This is a genomic window from Bacillus sp. L_1B0_5 (assembly GCF_000836715.1).
Classification (GTDB): Bacteria; Bacillota; Bacilli; order Bacillales; family Bacillaceae_G; genus Bacillus_A; species Bacillus_A thuringiensis_S.
In genome coordinates this window covers 13,225-34,444 of the sequence record NZ_JXIS01000026.1, presented here as the reverse complement: position 1 = coordinate 34,444, position 21,220 = coordinate 13,225, and the positions used below count along the sequence as shown (strand labels likewise).

Here is a 21,220-nt window from a genome sequence, read left to right as displayed (position 1 = left end):
CTATTATGTTTTTTAGAATGAGCGGGGGATACCCACTCATTCTTATTTTTACAACCAGCTATGAAACTTTTGAATATAAAGCTTTTTCAGGAATTGTGTTAAGACAGCGTAGCCTAATAGTATTCCTACTAACCAAGGGAAATAGCTAAGTGGCAATGCTTGTAAACCAACGGCTGCACCAAGTGGTGAGAATGGAATATAAATCCCGATTGCCATAATAAGAGCAGTTAATAAAACGACTGGTGTTGATGCAGTGCTTTGAATAAATGGAATCTTCTGTGTTCTTATCATGTGAACAATTAAAGTTTGTGTTAACAATCCAACGACAAACCAACCGGACTGGAATAATGATTGTTCGCTCGGTGTATTTGCGCCAAATACATTCCACATGACTACGTATGTGATAATATCAAATATAGAACTAATTGGGCCGATACAAATAATGAAGTTTCGTAAGTTTGCAGTATCCCATTTTCGTGGCTTTTCTAGAAACTCTTTATCCATTTTGTCCCATGGAATAGAAAGTTGTGAAATATCATAAAGTAAGTTTTGAATTAAAAGATGAATGGCAAGCATCGGTAAAAAGGGAATGAAAGCACTTGCTACTAACACGCTAAACACATTACCGAAGTTAGAGCTAGCTGTCATCTTAATATATTTTAAAATATTTCCGAATGTAGTACGCCCTTCTAAAATCCCGGCTTCTAATATAGTTAAACTTTTTTCGAGTAGAATAATATCGGAAGCTTCTTTTGCAATATCAGTAGCAGTATCAACGGATATTCCGACATCAGCTTCACGTAATGCTACAGCATCGTTAATGCCATCTCCCATATAACCTACAGTGTGTCCATTTCCTTGTAGTGCGCGTATAATGCGAGATTTTTGCATTGGATTTAGCTTCGCAAATACAGTCGTTTCTTCAGCAAGTTTTGCTAATGCTTTATCTGGTAAAGAATCAATCTCGTAACCGAGGATGGGTTCGCCGATATTTAATCCAACTTCTTTACAAACCTTTCTTGTAACAATTTCGTTATCGCCAGTTAAAATTTTCACTTGTACACCATGCTTTTGTAATGCTTGAATTGCAGCTGCTGCAGATGGTTTCGGTGGATCTAAAAAGCCGATATATCCAGCGAGAATCATATCAGTTTCGTCTTTTACTGCGTACTCTTTATCATTTATTTTTCTATCTTTTTTATAAGCCACAGCAATAACCCGCATACCTTCACTATTCAATGTCTCGCTTAGTTTTTTGACATTTGAGCGTGTTTCCTCAGTGAGTGTAACTATTTTTTTATCCACTTCAGTGTAGTTACAAATTGATAAAATTTCTTCTACGGCACCTTTACAAACCATTGTATGTTCACCTGAACTATCCTTTACGATGACTGACATACGCCGGCGGGCGAAATCGAATGGAATTTCATCTAGCTTTTGAAAAGCTGATGGATCAAATGTATTGTTTTCCTCTGTATGCTTAATAACAGCTTTATCTATTAAGTTTTTCAATCCAGTTTGATAGAAACTATTTAAATAGGCAAATTGCAAGACGCGATTACATTCATTTCCACTAGGATCTAAGTGACGAACAAGGACAACTTTATCTTCTGTTAAAGTTCCGGTTTTATCTGTACAAAGAATGTTCATAGCACCTAAGTTTTGAATAGAATTTAGTTGTTTTACAATTACTTTTTGTTTAGACATGTTAACGGCACCTTTAGCTAAATTAGCAGTTACAATCATTGGTAACATTTCTGGTGTAAGACCAACAGCAACTGCAATAGCGAAGAAGAAAGCTTCTTGCCAATCTCCTTTTGTGAATCCATTAATGAGAAGGACAATAGGCGCCATAATAAGCATGAATGTAATTAAGAGCCAGCTTACTTTGTTTACACCTTTATCAAAGCTTGTTTCTACACGCTTTCCGATTACCTTATTTGCTAAAGAGCCGAAATACGTATCGGTACTTGTTGAGATGACAACAGCTTTTGCGCTACCACTTACAATATTTGTTCCCATGAAACAAAGGTTTTCCATATCGAGTGGATTGTAATTTTTTTTCATGTTTTTCGGTAAGATATGCTTATTTTCTGTATGGTAGCAGTGTTCGTATTTTTCTACAGGAAGTGCTTCCCCTGTTAAAGAAGATTGATTAACAAATAAATCTTTAGCGGATACAATACGCACATCAGCTGGAACGATATCACCTGCTGAAAGGGAAATAATATCGCCAGGTACAAGTTCCTCAATTGGAATTTCTGTTGTGTAATTTCGATTTAAATTCGTTACATTTTTTATTTCATGTACAAATCCATTTATTCTAAATACACTCGCAGTTGTTCGAACCATAGCTTTTAACTTATCGGCAGCTTTTTGAGAACGAAATTCTTGGGAAAACCGAATCGTTGCACTAAGTAGTACCATTGCAGATACGACAATTGTTCCTTGTATGTCATCTGTGAAAAAGGAGAGTGCTCCAAGAGCTAATAAAACGAAAATAAATGGATTTTTAAATGCCGACAGAAATTGAATGTACCACGGCGCCATTTTATTATGAGCTATTTCGTTCGGACCATATAAAGAAAGTCTACGAGACGCTTCTTGTTTAGATAATCCATCTTGTGTTGTTTCTAAAAGTTTTAATGCAGAGCTTACATCTTGTGTTGCAACCTCCACTAACAATTCGTTATTTGTTTTCATGCTATCTTGCTCATAAGCATGCTTTGTTTCTTGTCTTTGTAAATTAAACATTGGTAGTTCCTCCTCTGTCATGAAGGAGGAAACAATCTGTTACCTAACTATTTGAAATGGTGAGGAACAGTTTCTTTCCTACCTACATGATGAAATATGAATGTAAAACGTATGGGTATCTGGGCCGAATCATCAATTGCCAACTGTTCCTCACCTCCGTACAATTTAGTAGTTTCTGAATATGCTATGTTTGTTTCATAGTAAGGTGCATAGATACGTAAAAAGACCTTTACTCAAAACGAGTAAAGGTCTGAATTCGCAGTTAAAAGAGTCCACAACAAAGACTGTTAGTAGACATAAATAAAAACAGTTTTTGTGTGTGACAAAATATATGCACCTCTCCCTCGTTGAGTTTTAGCACTGTATAGCATAGGTACTGAAACCAGCTACGTTAAGAAAGGCCTTCATTCCGACCTTTCCTGTTGACCCATTGGCGTCTCTCGACATTTTTGGGCAGCAGCGTTTCTCTATACAGGAGCCTCACCTAACAGAGACCATATTCAATTACATGTTGAATGTTAGCACTGTAAAATCGTAGTGTCAATATCTTTTTTATCTGTGTTTTTAAAATATTAAATGGATTTATAATAGATATATGGGATGAAATGCATGATATTAATTATAAATAATGTGGAAAATAAATATTTTTATAAGAGGGGAATTTGTAATGGTACCACAAAATTTTATTATAAATATTGAGAATCAAAAGTGGTTGTTTAATGAGCAGGAAGATTTATGTTCTCATGGAGAAATATATCCCGCATTAACGGGCAGTAAGACTCCCACCTCAAAATTCGGCTAGAGCAAAGGAGTTAGGTGGGAGAGATCAAACTGCCCGTAAAAGCCCGATTGGTTCAACTAATAATCAGTGGGGACGGTGCCCCCCACTGATTAAAGTTTCCCTTTATTTAAATGTGGCTGGAACGATTATTACGTAGACAGGTATGGATGAGGAATGGGGAATAAGTGAATCAGCTTTAGCTCTGTTACGAACTTTAGATAAAGAATATATTTGTGATATTGAAAATGAAGAGGGGCTTATTTTGCACGGATGTGGCACTATGCTCATGTTAGGATGCCAAATTTCAATTCATTGGACTATAAACCATATAGGTGAAAATGTGGTTTTAAAGGATTTTGTCAAAGTTATTTCTACTGATCAAGAGGCTATATACTATGAAGGGCTTCATATAGAAGTAAATGGAAATGAATATAGAAAACAAATTGTTTCTTTTGCGCTACAAGCAAAAGAATTATTCAATAAATCAAGTGAAAAGGTAATTTTAGATGAGTTTGATCAAAGTATGTATACAGACTTTTGGACGGAATATAATCATTTGCTAAATAAGTATAAATAAAAAAGCACTGTAACCAGTGCTTTTTTATTATAGATTACGAGATTGTAGGGTTTTCAAAAATAACAATCTCTGAACTGTTTGTAGTTGAAACGCGTTGGGCGTAATATGTTAAAGCTGAAGAAATATATGCTGGTAACGTATCATTTGTATGTGATGTTGTATATTCATGGATTAATTCCTTTAAAGTTGTCCATTCTAATTGTGCTGGGTGATCAGACACGAAAGAACTTACCCAGCGATCAAATGAAGATGAAAAATCAGTTTGTAAACGAAATACTTCTTTCATAATAAAACGCTCCCTTAAAATGTAGTATAATCATTTTAACACAAAACACGAACGATTGCTAAATTTTTTAAGTATAATGTTCGTGTTATATAGTTGTCTAGATGATTGGTTATGTAAATTCAATTTGCCATTTGAAATAACATTCCGTAAGATGAGAGATAGAGTATATTTAGAGCTGGAGGAAAGAAAGTGGAATTTGTATTTTTAGGAACTGGTGCAGGTGTTCCTTCAAAAGGAAGGAACGTTTCAGCAATTGCTTTACAATTGTTAGAAGAACGAGGACAAACTTGGTTATTTGATTGTGGCGAGGCCACGCAACATCAAATATTACATACATCTGTACGTCCGCGCCGCATTGAAAAAATATTTATTACGCATTTACATGGCGATCATATTTTTGGATTGCCTGGTTTATTAGGTAGCCGTTCATTTCAAGGAGGAACTACGCCTTTAACGGTGTATGGACCGAAAGGAATTAAACAATTTATTGAAGTGGCATTATCGGTAAGTACGACACATGTGAAATATCCACTTGAAGTTGTGGAGATAACAGAAGAAGGTACCGTATTTGAAGATAATGAATTTTATGTAGAAACGAAAAGATTGTCACACGGTATAGAATGTTTTGGATATCGTATTGTAGAGAAAGATATACAAGGTGCTCTTTTAGTTGATAAGTTGCTTGAGATGGGTGTGAAACCAGGTCCAATCTTTAAACGTTTAAAGGATGGAGAAGTAGTTGAATTAGAGGATGGCACGATATTAAATGGAAATGAGTTTATCGGCCCACCTCAAAAAGGAAGAATTATTACTATCTTAGGTGATACGCGATATTGCGAAGCGAGTAGGGAGCTTGCGCAAGATGCAGATGTACTTGTCCATGAAGCGACTTTCGCAGCAGAAGATGAGCAACAAGCGCATGATTATTTTCATTCCACATCTAAGCAAGCTGCGAGCATTGCACTTCAGGCAAATGCGAAGCGATTAATCTTAACTCACATTAGTTCTCGCTATCAAGGAGATACATATAAGGAATTATTGAAAGAGGCAAGAGAGTTGTTTTCTAATGCAGAAATAGCGACAGATTTGAAATCATTCCCAGTAGAAAAATAATAATTTTGTAAAAAATGGTAACGATAGGTTACCATTTTTTTATGTCTAAAAAAATTTAAAAATAAAACTGTTATTATTTTATATTTATACTTGGATGATACAGAAAATTAGAATGGTTTGAATATATACGATAAAAATACGAAATAATGATTATTTAGAAAAACTGTTATATAAGTCAGATGACATACAAGTGATACAAATAGCAGGAATGGACTTTTATTCAGAACTTTTAAAATTCAACAAAAGTAAGCGTTTTATAAAAAACAAGCTATAATGAGGGCAGATTATAATTTATGATAAGTCACATGCTTTTTAGTTATTATCGTAACAAGTGAAGTTGACTAAACCATGAGAGAGTAACATGAGAATTATAATAGGAAAGATATCGCTTGTTTATGCTATCCTTGCAATGGCTTCTGTGTTAAACTTTGGATTGCTACCAGACTTTATTGTGGATTATCTTATATCATTTTTTAATGAAAATAATGCTAAGATTCTTATGTATTATTATAACTGGTATTATTTCAGGTTATATTGGATTACTTTTATTTGAAAATTATCCAATTCATACAGCAGAACAAATTCGTGGTACAACTGGAAAAGCGACAGATGTAGCAGGTTAATAGAATAGTAGAATAAATTTTTGCATAGAGGTTTAGGGGGAGTTATGATGAAGTATCGCTCAGTATTTGATATTATCGGTCCAGTTATGATTGGACCATCAAGTTCACATACAGCAGGCGCGGCAAGAATGGGGCAAGTTGCTCGCCAGCTGTTTCGTCATGAACCAGAAAGAGTAAGCATTTCGTTATATGGATCATTTGCAAAGACGTATCGAGGGCATGGTACGGATGTAGCACTAATCGGTGGAATATTAGGATTTGAAACAGATGACTTACGTATTCCAGAGGCGCTAGAAATAGCAAAAGAGCGCGGAATTGAAGTGGAATTCATTGAAGAAGATGCCAATGCACCTCACCCAAATACAGCGAAAATTCGTTTGTATAAAGGTGAAGAAGAAATTGAAGTGGTTGCTTGCTCAATTGGTGGCGGTAAAATTGAAGTTGTAGAATTAAACGGATTCGATCTTCAATTATCAGGCACAAGTCCAGCACTACTTATTGTAAATAACGATCGCTTTGGTGCTATTGCAGCAGTAGCTTCAATCCTTGCTACAAACGAGATTAACATTAGTACAATGAGTGTTTCTCGTAAAGAAAAAGGAAGAAGAGCGCTTATGGTTATTGAAACAGATGAATTATTAGCAGATGAAGTAATTGAAGAAATAAAAGCGCAACAAAATATTTGTCAAGTAACTATTATGGATTAATTGCAGGGGGGACACACCATGTTTCGGAACGCAGCGGAACTAGTGGCGCAAGCTAAAGAACAAAATGTAAAAATCGCAGAAATTATGATTCAATGTGAAATGGAAACAAGAAGTATTTCACGTGAAGAAGTAATTGCTGGTATGGAAAAGAACTTAGTCGTGATGGAACAAGCAGTAGAACGTGGTATTCGCGGCGTGAAATCACCAACTGGTTTAACTGGTGGAGATGCTGTAAAAGTTCAAGCGTATATGAAGAGTGGAAAAGGCTTATCTGGAGATACGATTTTGGATGCAGTAAGCAAAGCTGTTGCAACAAATGAAGTAAACGCAGCGATGGGAATTATTTGTGCAACACCAACAGCAGGGTCTGCTGGAACAGTGCCAGGTGTACTATTTGCGCTAAGAGAAAAATTGCAGCCTACACGTGAAGAAATGATTGAATTCTTATTTACAGCAGGAGCTTTCGGTATGGTTGTTGCGAATAACGCTTGTATTTCTGGTGCGGCAGGAGGATGCCAAGCTGAAGTTGGTTCAGCAAGTGGAATGGCGGCTGCAGCTGCAGTTGAGATGGCTGGTGGAACACAAGATCAAGCAGCTACAGCGATGGCAATTTCATTAAAGAACATGCTTGGTTTAGTGTGTGATCCTGTTGCAGGACTTGTAGAAGTACCTTGTGTAAAACGTAATGCAGCAGGAGCTGCAAATGCGATGATTTCAGCAGATTTAGCATTAGCTGGTGTAACGAGTACAATTCCATGTGATGAAGTAATTGAGGCAATGTTTAGAATCGGACAAACGATGCCAGTAGCACTTCGTGAAACAGCGGAAGGTGGACTTGCAGCAACGCCGACTGGTCGTCGCCTGCAAGAAGAGATTTTTGGGAAGAACAATAACTAAGTGTAATTATAGAAAAAGGAGCTCAAATAAACTTGAGCTCCTTTTTCTATTTTTCTTTTGTTAGTTGTTCTAATGTTTTTCCAAGATTATGTGATCGTTCCGTTGCCTGTGTAATACAAGAAATAAGTGCTTGTTGAAATTTATGTTCTTGTAATACTTCAATACCTGCTTCGGTAGTTCCGCCAGGAGAAGTAATTTCCTTTCGCAAAATAGAAGGGTGTTTGTCACTTGCTTTTAGCATTTCAGCAGCACCAATCATCGTTTGAAGAATAAGTGATTTTGCAATATCTTCTTTTAAACCAATTTTTTTTGCAGCTTCTTCCATAGCTTCCACTACGTAATAAATATAAGCAGGTCCACTTCCGGATAATGCAGTGACAGCATGCATATCTTCTTCCTCTACAACAGAGACGAGACCAATTGTTTCAAATAAAGATGTTGCAGTGCGAATATGTTCCGCTGTTGCATGTTTCGAAGGGGAGATAGCGGTAGCTGATTTTAAAATGGTTGCGGATGTATTTGGCATTGCACGAATAATTGGAACGTCTTTTTGAAGTAGTTTTCTAATTGAGTGAGTAGAAACACCTGCTAGTAATGAAATAATAAGCACGTTATTATTTATGTATTCTTTAAAAGGGGTAAGCGCCTCTGCAACATCCTTTGGTTTCATTGCTAGAAAAAGAATATTTGCATCAGTAAGTAATTCTTTTTTATTATGAGTACCTTTGACACCGTATTTTTTATGTAGCTCTTGTAATCTTGTCTCGTTAGAACGATTACTTACAGTAATTTGTTCACCTTTAACAACATTTGCATGTAACAAGCCACCAATAATAGCTTCAGCAATAGAGCCTGCACCGAGAAAGGAAATGTTTTGAATAGACATGATGTTCCTCCTTTAATTTTGGTTAGAAATTCTTATAAATGTACATACATTCGTTTTTTTATAGGAAACACCTCTTTTTATCTGAAAATAATGACAAATATATATAGAAGTTGTAAACTGAAGAAGTATTCATTTTTGAACCGGAAAGAGACAGGGGGGCTAAGCATGACGGCGATTCACCGAATGGAGATTCCTGTACCATTTGCAGTAGAAACTGTGAATGTGTTTTTAGTTGAGGGGGAGACATTAACATTAATTGATACAGGGACGAATACAGAAGAGGCAAGAAATGCGTTAGAAAGTCAATTAGGTGCATTAGGACATACGATAGAAGATATTGAAACAGTAGTCATTACGCATCATCATGCAGATCATTGTGGACTTTTAAATATATTTTCTGAGAAGACGAATATTATTGGACATCCTTGGAATGAGCCTTGGATCACACAAAATCCAGAGTTTTTAAAGCGGTATCATGAATTTTTTAGAGAGACGGCCTTACAGTTTGGTGTGCCAGTAGCATTTTTGAAAGACGAGTCGTTATTGACGACGAGGACACTTAAATATTCTTGTAATAGATCGTTAACGCATACTGTGAGAGAAGGAGATCGTATTAATTCTTTGCCTGGATTTACAGTGCTTGAAACACCAGGTCATGCTTCTACTCATATTTCTTTATATAGAGAATCTGATGGAATATTAATTGGTGGAGATGCTCTCATTAGTCATATTTCTTCGAATCCAATACTAGAACCACCATATGAAGGGCAAACAGAACGGGCACGCCCATTACTACAATATAATCAAACATTACAGCGTTTAAGCGAAATGAATATTTCACGCATTTTATCAGGGCATGGGGAAGATGTTCTAAATGTGAAACAACTTATTGAAACGAGATTACAAAAGCAAGAAACACGTGCTTTTAAAGTGCTTGAGTTATTAAAGGAAAAACCAATGACAGCATTTGAAGTATGTGTAAAATTATTTCCAGTATTATATAAAGAACAATTACCACTTACTATTTCAGAAACGGTTGGACAATTGGACTATTTAGCATATAATCAACAAGTGATGATTGATGAGTCATCGCAACAATTGATTTATTATGCAAAGTAGGTGACAGCAATGACAGGACGTTTACAAAATAAAGTAATCGTCATTACAGGTGCTTCTAGTGGGATTGGTGAGCAAGTTGCAATGCAAGTTGCAGCACAGGGAGCGACTCCAGTATTAATGGCTCGAACAGAAGAGAAACTACAAGCGTTAGTAGACAAAATTAAAGAAACTTATAATACGCCTTGCTATTATTATGTATTAGATGTAAGTGAAGAGATGGAAGTACAGTCTGTTTTTTCAAAGGTATTACAAGAAGTGGGACGTATTGATATATTAGTAAACAATGCGGGATTTGGTATTTTTAAAACGTTTGAAGATGCGTCAATGGGTGAAGTAAAAGATATGTTCCAAGTAAATGTATTTGGATTAGTAGCATGTACGAAAGAGGTACTACCTTATATGGTAAACAAGAATGAAGGACATATTATTAATATTGCTTCACTTGCTGGAAAAATTGCAACTCCGAAATCGAGTGCTTATGCAGCAACGAAACATGCCGTATTAGGATTTACGAATAGTTTACGCATGGAATTAGCGAATACAGATATTTATGTTACAGCAATTAATCCAGGTCCGATAGATACAAACTTTTTTGAAATAGCGGATCAATCTGGTACATATGTAAAGAATATGGGACGTTACATGTTAAAACCAACATACGTAGCAGAACAAATCGTAAAGTCGATACACACGAAAAAACGTGAAGTAAACTTACCGAAGTGGATGGGAATTGGCCCGAAACTTTATGCTTTATTCCCAGGTTTATTTGAACGTGTAGCAGGTAAATCATTAAGTAAAAAATAGGAGATTTCCATATGGAAATCTCCTATTTTTTATTGTTTTCCAGTTACATAATCATAAACAATATCCTCAATTTCCTCGTATAAATCAATTTCAATATTTGAATGAGTCACCGTTTGAATATGTTTCACTAGCATTTCCTGATCTTCTTTTGATATTGGACTGCATTGATATTGCTGAAAACTTTTTATAATCATTTTCTCAATTAATTTTTCGTTCATATTTTTCCTCGCCTGTATGTACGTATGTATTGTTTTATTGTACTTGAAGTGAAATAAAAAAACTACTATGCACTGTTTTTGTATAAAAATTCGGTTAAGTATATTATTTTTCTAGTAAAATTAAGTTTTTTTAGATTTAAAAATTTATAAATATTTAATTGACTCTATAAATATACAATATTATAATCATACTTAATTTAAAGAATCGATATGAGGAGGAACTTATGAAAGTCGCAATTATTGGAGCCACTGGATATGGGGGCATTGAGTTAATTCGTTTATTAGAACAACATCCATATTTTTCGATAGCATCTCTCCATTCTTTTTCACAAGTTGGTGAGTGTATAACAAATGTATATCCGCATCTTCGAAATGTCCTTTTTCATACGTTACAAGAAATTGATGTGGAGACGATAGGAAAAGAAGCAGAAATCGTATTTCTAGCAACACCAGCAGGAGTATCGGCGGAGTTAACTCCCAAGTTATTAGCAGAAGGTTTAAAAGTAATTGACCTATCTGGAGACTTTCGTATGATAGATCCTTCGTCATATGAACTGTGGTATAAAAGGCCAGCAGCGAAAGAAGAAATTCTAAGAAAAGCAGTGTATGGATTAAGTGAATGGAAAAGGAATGAGATTCAAAAGGCAAATTTAATTGCAAACCCAGGATGTTTTGCTACAGCCACATTGTTAGCGATAGCGCCGTTAGTACGTAGCGGCATGATTGAAGAAGATTCGATTATTATTGATGCGAAATCAGGGGTATCAGGAGCAGGTAAAACACCAACAACAATGACTCATTTTCCTGAGCTATACGATAACTTACATATTTATAAAGTAAACCAGCATCAGCACGTTCCAGAGATTGAGCAAATGCTTACAGAATGGAATAGTGAATTACAGCCAATTACATTTAGCACACATTTAATACCGATATCACGAGGAATCATGATTACACTTTATGCAAAAGTAAAACAAAAGATGGAAATAAAGCAACTTCAAAAATTGTATGAAGAAACGTATGAACAATCGCCTTTCATCCGAATTTGTATGCAAGGGAAATTTCCAAGTCCAAAGGAAGTGAGAGGCTCAAATTATTGTGATATTGGCATAGCTTACGATGAAAGAACAGAAAGAGTTACGGTCGTTTCTGTTATAGACAATATGATGAAAGGCGCGGCTGGGCAAGCGATTCAAAATGCAAACATAATAGCGGGACTAGAAGAGACAACAGGTTTACAACATATGCCGCTTTATCTATAAGGGGGACATGATGATTAAAGTAGCGTCTATTACAAAATTAGAAAATGGTTCAATTGTAACGCCGAAAGGCTTTTCGGCAATTGGTACTGCAAATGGTTTAAAAAAGGAGAAAAAGGATTTAGGGGCAATCGTTTGTGATGTACCAGCATCATGTGCCGCTGTGTATACAACGAATCAAATACAAGCAGCTCCTTTGCAAGTAACGAAGGATAGTATAACGGCAGAAGGGAAATTACAAGCTATTATCGTCAATAGTGGAAATGCAAATGCTTGTACTGGAATGAAAGGATTACAAGACGCATACGAGATGCGCGCATTAGGGGCGGAACATTTTGGGATGAAAGAAAATTACGTTGCAGTAGCTTCAACAGGTGTAATTGGTGTTCCACTGCCGATGGATATAATCCGAAAGGGAGTTGCAACTCTTATACCGACGAAGGAAGAAAGTGAAGCATATTGTTTTTCTGAAGCAATTTTAACGACGGATCTTATAACGAAAGAAACTTGCTATGAAATGATTATTGATGGGAAGAAAGTGGCGATTGCGGGTGTTGCAAAAGGTTCAGGGATGATTCATCCGAATATGGCAACGATGCTTAGTTTTATTACGACAGATGCTCATATAGAGCATGACGTATTGCAAACAGTGTTATCCCAAATTACGAATCATACATTTAATCAAATTACGGTAGATGGAGATACTTCTACGAATGATATGGTCATCGTTATGGCAAGTGGATTATCAGAAACAAGACCGATAAATATGGAACATACAGATTGGGAAACTTTCGTATGTGCTTTACAGCAAGTATGTGAAGATTTAGCGAAAAAAATTGCGCAAGATGGTGAAGGAGCTACGAAGTTAATAGAAGTAAATGTGCTAGGAGCTCAAACGAATGAAGAGGCAAAAAAAATTGCAAAGCAAATAGTCGGTTCGAGTCTTGTGAAAACAGCAATACATGGTGAAGACCCAAACTGGGGACGAATTATTAGCAGTATTGGACAAAGTGAAGTAGCTATTAATCCAAATACAATTGACATTACTCTTCAATCTATATCGGTATTAAAAAATAGTGAGCCTCAAACATTTGCTGAAGAAGAAATGAAAGAGAGATTACAAGAAGATGAAATAGTCATTAATGTGTATTTACATTTAGGTGAAGAGAAAGGATCAGCTTGGGGCTGTGACTTAAGCTATGAATATGTAAAAATAAACGCTTGTTATCGTACATAAGGAGAGGGAAGATGAGCGAATATATTGTAGTGAAATGCGGCGGTAGCATGTTGGCTCAATTAAATGATGTGTTTTTTGATTGTATAAAGAAATTACAGCAGAAGTATAAAGTAGTGATTGTCCATGGTGGCGGCCCAGAAATTGATGCTAAATTAAAAGATTGCAACATCAAAGTAGAAAAAAGAGATGGATTACGAGTGACACCAAAAGAAGTTATGGATGTTGTTCAAATGGTGCTATGCGGAAGTACGAATAAAAAACTCGTAATGAATTTACAAAAGCATAATTTACTTGCGGTAGGTTGTTCAGGGTGTGACGGCAATTTACTTCAAGTTGAACCTGTCAGCGAGGAGATAGGATATGTGGGAGAAGTAAGTTATGTCGAAACGTCCTTACTAAAAGGGCTAATGAATATGAATTATATTCCTGTTATTGCTCCAATCGGGGTAAATGGTAATGAAATTTATAACATAAATGCGGACAATGCTGCAGCTGGGATAGCGGCCGCGTTAGGGGCAAAAGAGCTCATTTTTATTACGGATGTAGATGGAATATTACATGAAGGGAATTTGGTAAAGGAAACGGATAAATCTGAAATTGTTACTTTTATAGAAACAGGTGTTATTACAGGTGGGATGATTCCGAAAGTACAGGCGGCACTAGCATCATTAAAAATGGGAGTGCAAAAGATAAGTATTGTGAATGGTACAAAAGATTTTACTGAGGTTACAGGAGAGTGTATTGGAACGACGGTAACGAAAGGTGTGAGTATTGTATGACAAGTCATCTTTTTCAAACGTATGGCAGAAGAACTATTGAGTTTGTAAAGGGAACTGGAACGAAAGTTATTGATAATAACGGTAAGCAATATTTAGATTTCACATCAGGAATTGGCGTATGTAATTTAGGGCATTGTCACCCTACTGTTCTCAAAGGTGTACAAGAGCAACTTGATGATATATGGCATATATCTAACCTGTTTACAAACAGCTTACAAGAAGAAGTTGCGTCATTATTAACAGAAAATAGAGCATTAGATTATGTGTTTTTCTGTAATAGCGGGGCAGAGGCAAATGAAGCAGCTTTAAAGTTAGCGCGGAAGCATACTGGAAAATCTCTCGTCGTAACATGCCAGCAGTCTTTTCACGGTAGAACATTTGGAACGATGAGTGCAACGGGCCAAGATAAGGTAAAAGAAGGATTTGGTCCATTACTTCCATCTTTTTTACATATCCCTTTTAACAATATTAAAGCATTAGAGGAAGTAATGAATGAAGAGGTTGCGGCGGTAATGGTAGAAGTAGTTCAAGGAGAAGGAGGAGTAATACCTGCTGATCTATCTTTTTTGAAAGAGATTGAAACATTATGTAAGAAGTTCGGTTCCTTATTTATTATAGACGAAGTACAAACGGGGATTGGAAGAACTGGAACACTATTCGCTTATGAACAAGTGGGAATAGAGCCTGATATCGTTACCGTTGCAAAGGCACTTGGGAATGGGGTTCCTGTCGGAGCAATGATTGGTCGGAAAGAGCTCGAAACGTCGTTTACTGCAGGATCACACGGTTCAACTTTTGGTGGGAATTACATCGCGATGGCTGCAGCGAAAGAAGTATTGCAAGTAAGTAAAAAACCATCGTTTTTAAAAGAAGTACAAGAAAAGGGCGAGTACGTATTAGAGAAGTTGCAAGAGGAATTACAACATGTCGAATGTATTCAAAATATACGTGGTAAGGGGCTTATGATTGGGATTGAGTGTAAGCATGAAGTTGCAAGTTTTATAGAACAACTAGAAAAAGAAGGACTTCTCGTATTACAAGCAGGCCCTAATGTTATAAGACTATTACCGCCACTCATTGTCACGAATGAAGAGTTAGAACAGGCAGTATATATAATAAAAAAAGTAGTTTGTACAAAACACGTATCAATCATATAAGGGGGAAGTTTCATGTCAACTGTACAAGTACCGAAATTAAATACGAAAGATCTTTTAACACTAGAAGAATTAACGAAAGAAGAAATTATTTCTTTAATTGAGTTCGCTATATATTTAAAAAAGAATAAGCAAGAGCCTTTATTACAAGGCAAAATATTAGGGCTTATTTTTGATAAGCATTCAACTCGTACTCGCGTATCTTTTGAAGCGGGAATGGTACAGCTCGGGGGACATGGTATGTTTTTAAGTGGGAAAGAGATGCAAATGGGGAGAGGAGAAACCGTTTCAGATACTGCGAAAGTATTATCGCAGTATCTTGACGGGATCATGATACGTACATTCTCACACGCTGATGTAGAAGAGCTTGCGAAGGAATCAAGTATTCCTGTTATTAACGGTTTAACGGATGATCATCATCCTTGTCAAGCATTGGCAGACCTCATGACGATATATGAAGAAATAAATACATTTAAAGGAATAAAATTGGCTTACGTAGGTGACGGAAATAATGTATGTCATTCATTGTTGCTAGCGAGTGCAAAAGTCGGAATGCATATGACTGTTGCAACGCCTGTAGGATATGAACCGAATGAAGAGATTGTAAAAAAAGCGTTAGCGATTGCCAAGGAAACAGGAGCTGAAATTGAAGTTTTGCATGATCCTGAATTAGCGGTGAATGAAGCAGATTTCATTTATACTGACGTTTGGATGAGCATGGGGCAAGAGGACGAAGAAGAGAAATATTCTTTATTTCAACCTTACCAAATCAATAACGAACTTGTTAAGCATGCGAAGCAAACATATCGTTTCTTACACTGTTTACCTGCCCATCGTGAAGAAGAAGTAACAGGAGAAATTATAGATGGACCACAGTCTATCGTCTTTGAGCAAGCTGGTAATCGATTGCATGCTCAAAAAGCGTTATTAGTAAGTTTATTTAAAAATGTAGAAGAGCCTTCCTAAAAGGGAGGTTTTTTTATATTAAAATGTCGGATGTATATTTGGTTAACCATTTCGATATCATTTATAATAAAAGAGAAAACTAAATTTGTTTTTCAGAGTGTGTAAGGACATACTACTTATAAAAATATAGTTAAAGAGATGATGAGGGTGAAAACAACTAAGAAAACATATTCGTTTTTTCAGCGGATGTGGAGAATATTAAAGTTTCAATATTATAAGTTGCTTCGATCGCCAGAAGGCGCAAAGAAAGTATCGTTAGGGTTTGCTATAGGATTCGGCTTAGAAATGTTAGTCATTTATACGGCATCGCTCGTATATGTAATATTTTATCCAATCGTCAGGTTAGCAAAGGGATCTTTTCCTGCGGCAGTTATTGGCAATATTATTGGGAAAATATCGTTTCTCCCAGTATTTTTATTTCCGCTTGCGTATGCGCTAGGAAAAATGATTTATCCATTCCATGTACAGAAAATTCATCATGAACCATTTACGATAGCGGACTTGTTTTCAAGTCACATTTTTACGATATTAAAGAGCTTATTACAAAGTGAAGTGTATGTATTAATTGGAATGACGATTTTAGGAGTTGTGTTTGGTCTCATTTCGTATTTCGTTGTGCATTATTTATACGAAAAGAACCGTAAGTTACGCTTGAAGAAAAGGAAGAAACGAGTGAGAGAACCACTTGTACAATTATAAACAATGTCACATTCATTTTCTCCTTTGAATATGTTTAAGAAAAAGGAGGAGAGGATAATGTATTATTATTACGTACCTCAAGTATATCCATATGTAAATTATTATCCGGTTTATGATACGAGTAGACAATACGAATTATATCGGCAACAACAATTATCACAAATACCACAAATACCACAAATACCACAACAACAGCCTACACAGGAAAAAAAACCATATTTAACAACATGGCCATATTCCAATGTGTACTATGGTAATTATTACGAATCATAAAGCTGCTTCTATTTAGAAGCAGCTTTATACGTTTGTTTTCAAAATTAAATTTTGAATGGTTTGAAGAGAATGAATGAGCTTTTCGCGCTCTTCCTCAGATAATGTTTGGAAATTTTCTTTTAGTTTGTCTAAAATGAATTGCTGATACTGATTTACTAATAATTTCCCTTCAGCTGTTAGAGAAATTAAAATGACCCGTCGATCTTTTTCGCTATAATGACGCTCTATTAGTTCTTCTTGAATAAGTTTGTTTAATAGAGGTGTCATGTTAGGCCGTGAAATCGCTAGCCGCTTGCCGATTTCGGAAACTGCTAATGTGCCGTTTTCATGCAAAAGCAGTAATACTTGTGTATGTGATGGCGGCATATGTCTTTGAGAAGAAAATTCTCCAGGAAGCATAAATTTGCGATAAAAAAGAGGCACTAGCGAAAGAAGATGATCAACAATACGTTCCCACTCGCGTGATTCCATATAAAGGCCCCCTTCCACTATCATTGTAACAAAAAAGACATGTTATAAAAATAGAATTGTTTCATGGTCGCTTTAATATTTGTAGGATAACACTTGCTTTGTAAATGTATTGGCAATAATTGCATAGCCGTTATCATTTGGGTGTACTTGGTCAAATAATAACTCTTTTTTATCATTCGATATTAATTTGCGAATTGGTAAAACGATAGATGGTTGATTTGCTTTGGAAATGGAATAAACAGATTCATTCCAGCCATCTAAAAACATATCTGCATAACTTGCGATGGAGTCATCGAGTTGTAACGGGTTATAGAGTTCTGAGAGAATGAGTAAAGCGTCCGGATTTTGATCTCGAACTGTCTTTACTATACTTTTTATATCCGCTTCAAAATGGGCTTTTTCTTTATTTAATATTTTAATACCATCTATAACACCAACATCACGATTTAAACGAAATAAATTATTTCCTCCAATATTAATTGTAATTATATTTGCTGCTCTAATTTTTTCCTTTACATCTTCTGATTGAACTTTTTTAGCGAGACGATCTGTTGTAAGACCGTTTATCCCAAGGTTTTCTACTGTAATTGGTTTATGAATTTGTGCTTCTATTTGCTTAGAAGCTAATTCAGCAAATCCACCTTGTGTCGATCCATATCCTTTAGCGAGTGAATCACCTAATACAAGATGATAAAAAGATTCGTTTGTTTGCTTATCAATCCAATTTGGGGCAGATGTTTTTTCTGTTTTTTCTTCAGATTCATTTTGTTTTGTCTCATCGTTCTTTTCAAAATAAGAATAAGAAATGATCAGAAGGAGGAGACAAACAATTGTTAAGATGACTTTTTTCATAAATTCATCCTCCTTGTAATTGGTAATTGTATCATATTCAGCAGTATTAGCAATGTAAGGGCATATTATATGTTTATGAAAAGTTTATAATAACTTTACAGAAAATTTGTTGAAGTTTGTCAAAAAATATTGACGATAGGAAAGAACTTTATATATGATAATGTCAGATAAGGTGAAATTTTAATTAGTGGGAGCTTTATTTCCTATTAATTGTTAGTCTTCATCAATCGAGCGTTTAAGGGGACTACTCGTTAGCGCAGGGTGAAATGAAAATTGTGTCTCTAATAGAAGAAAAAAGGTATGTGGTTAGAGACAGATAGGGATTCATTTCATTATTTCTGGTAATTGTATAAGGGGGATTTTTTGTGAAAAAGTCAAAAAAAATGCTAGCTGGAGCAACTCTTGCGATTGGTGTTATAGCACCGCAAGTAATGCCAACAACAGCTCATGCAGAGGAGAACACTGGGGAGAGTACGGTTAAGTTACGAATTCTAGAAACATCGGATATTCACGTTAACTTAATGAATTACGATTATTATCAAACGAAAACAGATAATAAAGTAGGTCTTGTGCAAACTGCAACACTCGTTAATAAAGCACGTGAAGAAGTGAAAAACTCTGTCCTATTTGATGATGGGGATGCATTACAAGGGACGCCGCTTGGGGATTACGTAGCGAATAAAATAAAAGATCCGAAGAATCGTGTGGATCCTAGTTATACACATCCATTATATCGTGTAATGAATTTAATGAAGTATGACGTCATCTCTCTTGGGAATCATGAATTTAACTACGGTTTAGATTATTTAAAGGAAGTGACTAGTAAAACAAAAATTCCGGTTATTAACTCGAATGTCTATAAAGTTGACCATGATGATAAGGAAGAGAACGATGAAAATTATTTTAAACCATATCATATTTTAGAGAAAGAAGTAGTGGATGAAGCAGGCCAAAAACAAATAGTGAAAATTGGTGTAATGGGATTTGTTCCACCACAAATTATGAACTGGGATAAAGCGAACTTAGAAGGAAAGGTAAAGGCGAAAGACATCGTTAAAACAGCTAAAATAATGGTAGATAAAATGAAAAACGATGTAGATGTTATCGTTGCACTAGCTCATTCCGGTGTTGATAAGAGTGGATACAACGAAGGAATGGAAAATGCAGCGTTTTATTTAGCAACAGAAGTTCCTGGCGTAAATGCAGTATTAATGGGACATTCACATACTGAAGTGAAGGATGTATTTAATGGTGTTCCAGTTGTAATGCCGGGTGTTTTTGGTAGTAACTTAGGTATTATTGATATGCAATTGAAAAAGGTAAACGGAAAATGGGAAGTGCAAAAAGATCAGTCTAAGCCGCAACTTCGTCCGATTGCTGATAGTAAAGGTAATCCATTAGTAGCATCTGATCAAAAATTAGTTAATGAAATTAAAGATGAACATGAAAAGACAATCGAATATGTAAATACACATGTAGGTGAAACGAAAGCACCAATTAATAGTTATTTTTCATTAGTACAAGATGATCCTTCCGTACAAATTGTGACAAATGCGCAAAAATGGTATGTAGAACAAGAACTTAAAAAACCAGAATACGAAAAGATTAAAGATATTCCGGTTTTATCTGCAGGTGCACCATTTAAAGCAGGTGGCCGAAACGGTGCAACATATTATACTGATATTCCAGCTGGAACGTTAGCGATTAAAAACGTTGCAGATTTATATGTATATCCAAATACGTTATATGCTGTAAAAGTAAATGGGGCACAAGTGAAAGAATGGCTTGAAATGTCTGCAGGTCAGTTTAATAAAATTGATCCAAAGAAAACAGAAGAACAGCCGTTAGTAAATATAGGCTATCCTACATATAACTTTGATATTTTAGATGGCTTAAAATACGAAATTGATGTAACACAACCGGCGAAATACGATAAAGATGGAAAAGTTGTAAATGCAAATGCTAATCGTATTGTAAATATGACATATGAAGGTAAGCCAGTAGCTGACAAGCAAGAGTTCATCGTCGCTACAAATAACTATCGTGGAAGTAGCCAAACGTTCCCAGGTGTAAGTAAAGGGGAAGTTGTATACCAATCACAAGATGAAACACGTCAAATTATTGTGAAGTATATGCAAGAAACACCAGTTATTAATCCGGAAGCAGATAAAAATTGGACGTTTAAACCGATTGTTGCAGATAAATTAAATACAACATTTGATTCTTCACCAAATGCACAAAAGTATATAAAGGCAGATGGAAAGATTTCATATGTTGGACCATCTGAAAATGAATTTGCTAAATATGCAATTGATATAACGAAGAAGAATGATGATAAAGAAACTGGTGAAGGAAATCCAACGACACCGCCGAAAGGTGATGGAGAAAATCCAACGACACCGCCGAAAGGTGATGGAGAAAATCCGACGACACCGCCAACAGGTGGTGGAGAAAATCCAACGACACCGCCAACAGGTAATGGAGAAAACCCAACACCACCAACAGAAGAAGGTAATAATGGTAATGAACCAAAGCAAGATGGAAACAATACTGGATCTGGACAAACTACAACAGATGATCAAAATACAAAAGAAACAACAACAACTGTAAGTGAAAATAAAGAAGCTGAAAAAGATGAACATGATTTACCAAAAACAGGTGCAAGTATTGCTTCTACAATTGGAGCTGGTCTTGCGTTTGTTGGAGCGGGATTCCTTCTGTTATTTAGAAGAAAGAAAGCGAATAGATAGTCGAGAAATATAAAA

The 21,220-nt window shown here is 35.7% G+C and carries 21 protein-coding genes, 1 pseudogene and 1 riboswitch; of the genes and pseudogenes, 16 read left to right on the top strand and 6 right to left on the bottom strand.

The features are described 5' to 3' along the window. Window positions 1-48: 48 nt before the first annotated feature. On the bottom strand, window positions 49-2,754 hold the full coding sequence (gene mgtA / locus RT27_RS09390) for a magnesium-translocating P-type ATPase (RefSeq protein WP_043935914.1): 2,706 nt from the start codon (window positions 2,752-2,754) through the stop codon (window positions 49-51). Window positions 2,755-3,085: 331 nt separating this feature from the next. Beyond that, window positions 3,086-3,253, bottom strand: a riboswitch (M-box (ykoK) riboswitch). A gap of 168 nt (window positions 3,254-3,421) precedes the next feature. Between mgtA and RT27_RS36085 the strand changes: the two genes are divergently transcribed. Together RT27_RS36085 and RT27_RS09385 are read left to right on the top strand one after the other, a co-directional pair. Next, a complete protein-coding gene (locus RT27_RS36085; protein ID WP_016080344.1) occupies window positions 3,422-3,556 on the top strand; it encodes a hypothetical protein in 135 nt (44 codons plus the stop codon). 47 nt (window positions 3,557-3,603) lie between these two features. Next, window positions 3,604-4,112 (top strand): annotated as a pseudogene (locus RT27_RS09385) (hypothetical protein). A gap of 34 nt (window positions 4,113-4,146) precedes the next feature. Here RT27_RS09385 and RT27_RS09380 read toward each other — a convergent pair. After that, window positions 4,147-4,398, bottom strand: a complete 252-nt coding sequence (locus tag RT27_RS09380; RefSeq protein ID WP_000665709.1) for a DUF3932 family protein — start codon at window positions 4,396-4,398, stop codon at window positions 4,147-4,149. Window positions 4,399-4,587: 189 nt separating this feature from the next. On the opposite strand from RT27_RS09380, the gene rnz reads away from it, so the two are divergent. The 4 genes from rnz to sdaAA all read left to right on the top strand — a co-directional run bounded on the left by rnz (window position 4,588) and on the right by sdaAA (window position 7,738). Further along, the gene (gene rnz, locus RT27_RS09375) at window positions 4,588-5,511 is read left to right on the top strand and encodes a ribonuclease Z (RefSeq protein WP_043935913.1); all 924 of its coding nucleotides are present in this window, start codon (window positions 4,588-4,590) and stop codon (window positions 5,509-5,511) included. Window positions 5,512-5,996: 485 nt separating this feature from the next. Next, window positions 5,997-6,134, top strand: a complete 138-nt coding sequence (locus RT27_RS35165) for a hypothetical protein (protein WP_173927902.1) — start codon at window positions 5,997-5,999, stop codon at window positions 6,132-6,134. A 47-nt stretch (window positions 6,135-6,181) separates the two neighbouring features. Further along, window positions 6,182-6,841 carry an L-serine ammonia-lyase, iron-sulfur-dependent subunit beta gene (gene sdaAB / locus RT27_RS09365; RefSeq protein ID WP_000877449.1) on the top strand — a complete coding sequence of 220 codons (660 nt, stop codon included), beginning with the start codon at window positions 6,182-6,184 and terminating at the stop codon, window positions 6,839-6,841. 18 nt (window positions 6,842-6,859) lie between these two features. After that, window positions 6,860-7,738, top strand: coding sequence for an L-serine ammonia-lyase, iron-sulfur-dependent, subunit alpha (gene sdaAA / locus RT27_RS09360; RefSeq protein ID WP_000489461.1), 879 nt, complete (start codon window positions 6,860-6,862; stop codon window positions 7,736-7,738). A 46-nt stretch (window positions 7,739-7,784) separates the two neighbouring features. Here the strand turns inward: sdaAA and proI are convergent, their stop codons facing one another. Then, a complete protein-coding gene (gene proI / locus RT27_RS09355) occupies window positions 7,785-8,624 on the bottom strand; it encodes a pyrroline-5-carboxylate reductase ProI (protein ID WP_029443271.1) in 840 nt (279 codons plus the stop codon). Window positions 8,625-8,789: 165 nt separating this feature from the next. On the opposite strand from proI, the gene RT27_RS09350 reads away from it, so the two are divergent. Together RT27_RS09350 and RT27_RS09345 are read left to right on the top strand one after the other, a co-directional pair. Continuing rightward, window positions 8,790-9,743, top strand: a complete 954-nt coding sequence (locus RT27_RS09350) for an MBL fold metallo-hydrolase (RefSeq protein ID WP_016080348.1) — start codon at window positions 8,790-8,792, stop codon at window positions 9,741-9,743. A gap of 9 nt (window positions 9,744-9,752) precedes the next feature. Next, entirely contained in the window at window positions 9,753-10,547 is a 795-nt protein-coding gene (locus RT27_RS09345) for an SDR family oxidoreductase (protein WP_043935912.1), read from the top strand. 29 nt (window positions 10,548-10,576) lie between these two features. On the opposite strand, the gene RT27_RS09340 is transcribed toward RT27_RS09345, so the two are convergent. Beyond that, a complete protein-coding gene (locus RT27_RS09340; protein WP_001003222.1) occupies window positions 10,577-10,765 on the bottom strand; it encodes a YqzH family protein in 189 nt (62 codons plus the stop codon). Window positions 10,766-10,989: 224 nt separating this feature from the next. Between RT27_RS09340 and argC the strand changes: the two genes are divergently transcribed. From argC to RT27_RS09305, 7 genes are all read left to right on the top strand, one after another. Continuing rightward, window positions 10,990-12,027 (top strand): N-acetyl-gamma-glutamyl-phosphate reductase, encoded by a 1,038-nt coding sequence (gene argC, locus RT27_RS09335; RefSeq protein WP_016080350.1) that lies wholly within the window; start codon window positions 10,990-10,992, stop codon window positions 12,025-12,027. A gap of 10 nt (window positions 12,028-12,037) precedes the next feature. Next, a complete protein-coding gene (argJ, locus tag RT27_RS09330; protein WP_016080351.1) occupies window positions 12,038-13,261 on the top strand; it encodes a bifunctional glutamate N-acetyltransferase/amino-acid acetyltransferase ArgJ in 1,224 nt (407 codons plus the stop codon). 11 nt (window positions 13,262-13,272) lie between these two features. Further along, the gene (gene argB / locus RT27_RS09325) at window positions 13,273-14,040 is read left to right on the top strand and encodes an acetylglutamate kinase (protein WP_029443269.1); all 768 of its coding nucleotides are present in this window, start codon (window positions 13,273-13,275) and stop codon (window positions 14,038-14,040) included. Next, entirely contained in the window at window positions 14,037-15,197 is a 1,161-nt protein-coding gene (locus RT27_RS09320) for an acetylornithine transaminase (RefSeq protein WP_043935911.1), read from the top strand. The genes argB and RT27_RS09320 overlap by 4 nt, the downstream gene beginning before the upstream one ends. 12 nt (window positions 15,198-15,209) lie before the next feature. After that, window positions 15,210-16,160, top strand: coding sequence for an ornithine carbamoyltransferase (argF, locus tag RT27_RS09315; RefSeq protein ID WP_043935910.1), 951 nt, complete (start codon window positions 15,210-15,212; stop codon window positions 16,158-16,160). Window positions 16,161-16,298: 138 nt separating this feature from the next. After that, complete coding sequence (locus RT27_RS09310; RefSeq protein ID WP_043935909.1) at window positions 16,299-16,859, top strand: DUF2062 domain-containing protein; 561 nt, start codon at window positions 16,299-16,301, stop codon at window positions 16,857-16,859. A gap of 57 nt (window positions 16,860-16,916) precedes the next feature. Then, window positions 16,917-17,132 carry a hypothetical protein gene (locus tag RT27_RS09305; protein ID WP_043935907.1) on the top strand — a complete coding sequence of 72 codons (216 nt, stop codon included), beginning with the start codon at window positions 16,917-16,919 and terminating at the stop codon, window positions 17,130-17,132. 24 nt (window positions 17,133-17,156) lie between these two features. Here the strand turns inward: RT27_RS09305 and RT27_RS09300 are convergent, their stop codons facing one another. Then, on the bottom strand, window positions 17,157-17,603 hold the full coding sequence (locus RT27_RS09300) for a MarR family transcriptional regulator (protein ID WP_000445819.1): 447 nt from the start codon (window positions 17,601-17,603) through the stop codon (window positions 17,157-17,159). Between the two features lie 72 nt (window positions 17,604-17,675). Next, window positions 17,676-18,455: a GDSL-type esterase/lipase family protein gene (locus tag RT27_RS09295; protein ID WP_043935906.1), complete on the bottom strand. Its 780-nt coding sequence runs from the start codon at window positions 18,453-18,455 to the stop codon at window positions 17,676-17,678. 365 nt (window positions 18,456-18,820) lie between these two features. On the opposite strand from RT27_RS09295, the gene cpdB reads away from it, so the two are divergent. After that, window positions 18,821-21,205, top strand: a complete 2,385-nt coding sequence (gene cpdB / locus RT27_RS09290) for a bifunctional 2',3'-cyclic-nucleotide 2'-phosphodiesterase/3'-nucleotidase (RefSeq protein ID WP_043935905.1) — start codon at window positions 18,821-18,823, stop codon at window positions 21,203-21,205. The last annotated feature ends 15 nt before the right edge of the window (window positions 21,206-21,220 follow it).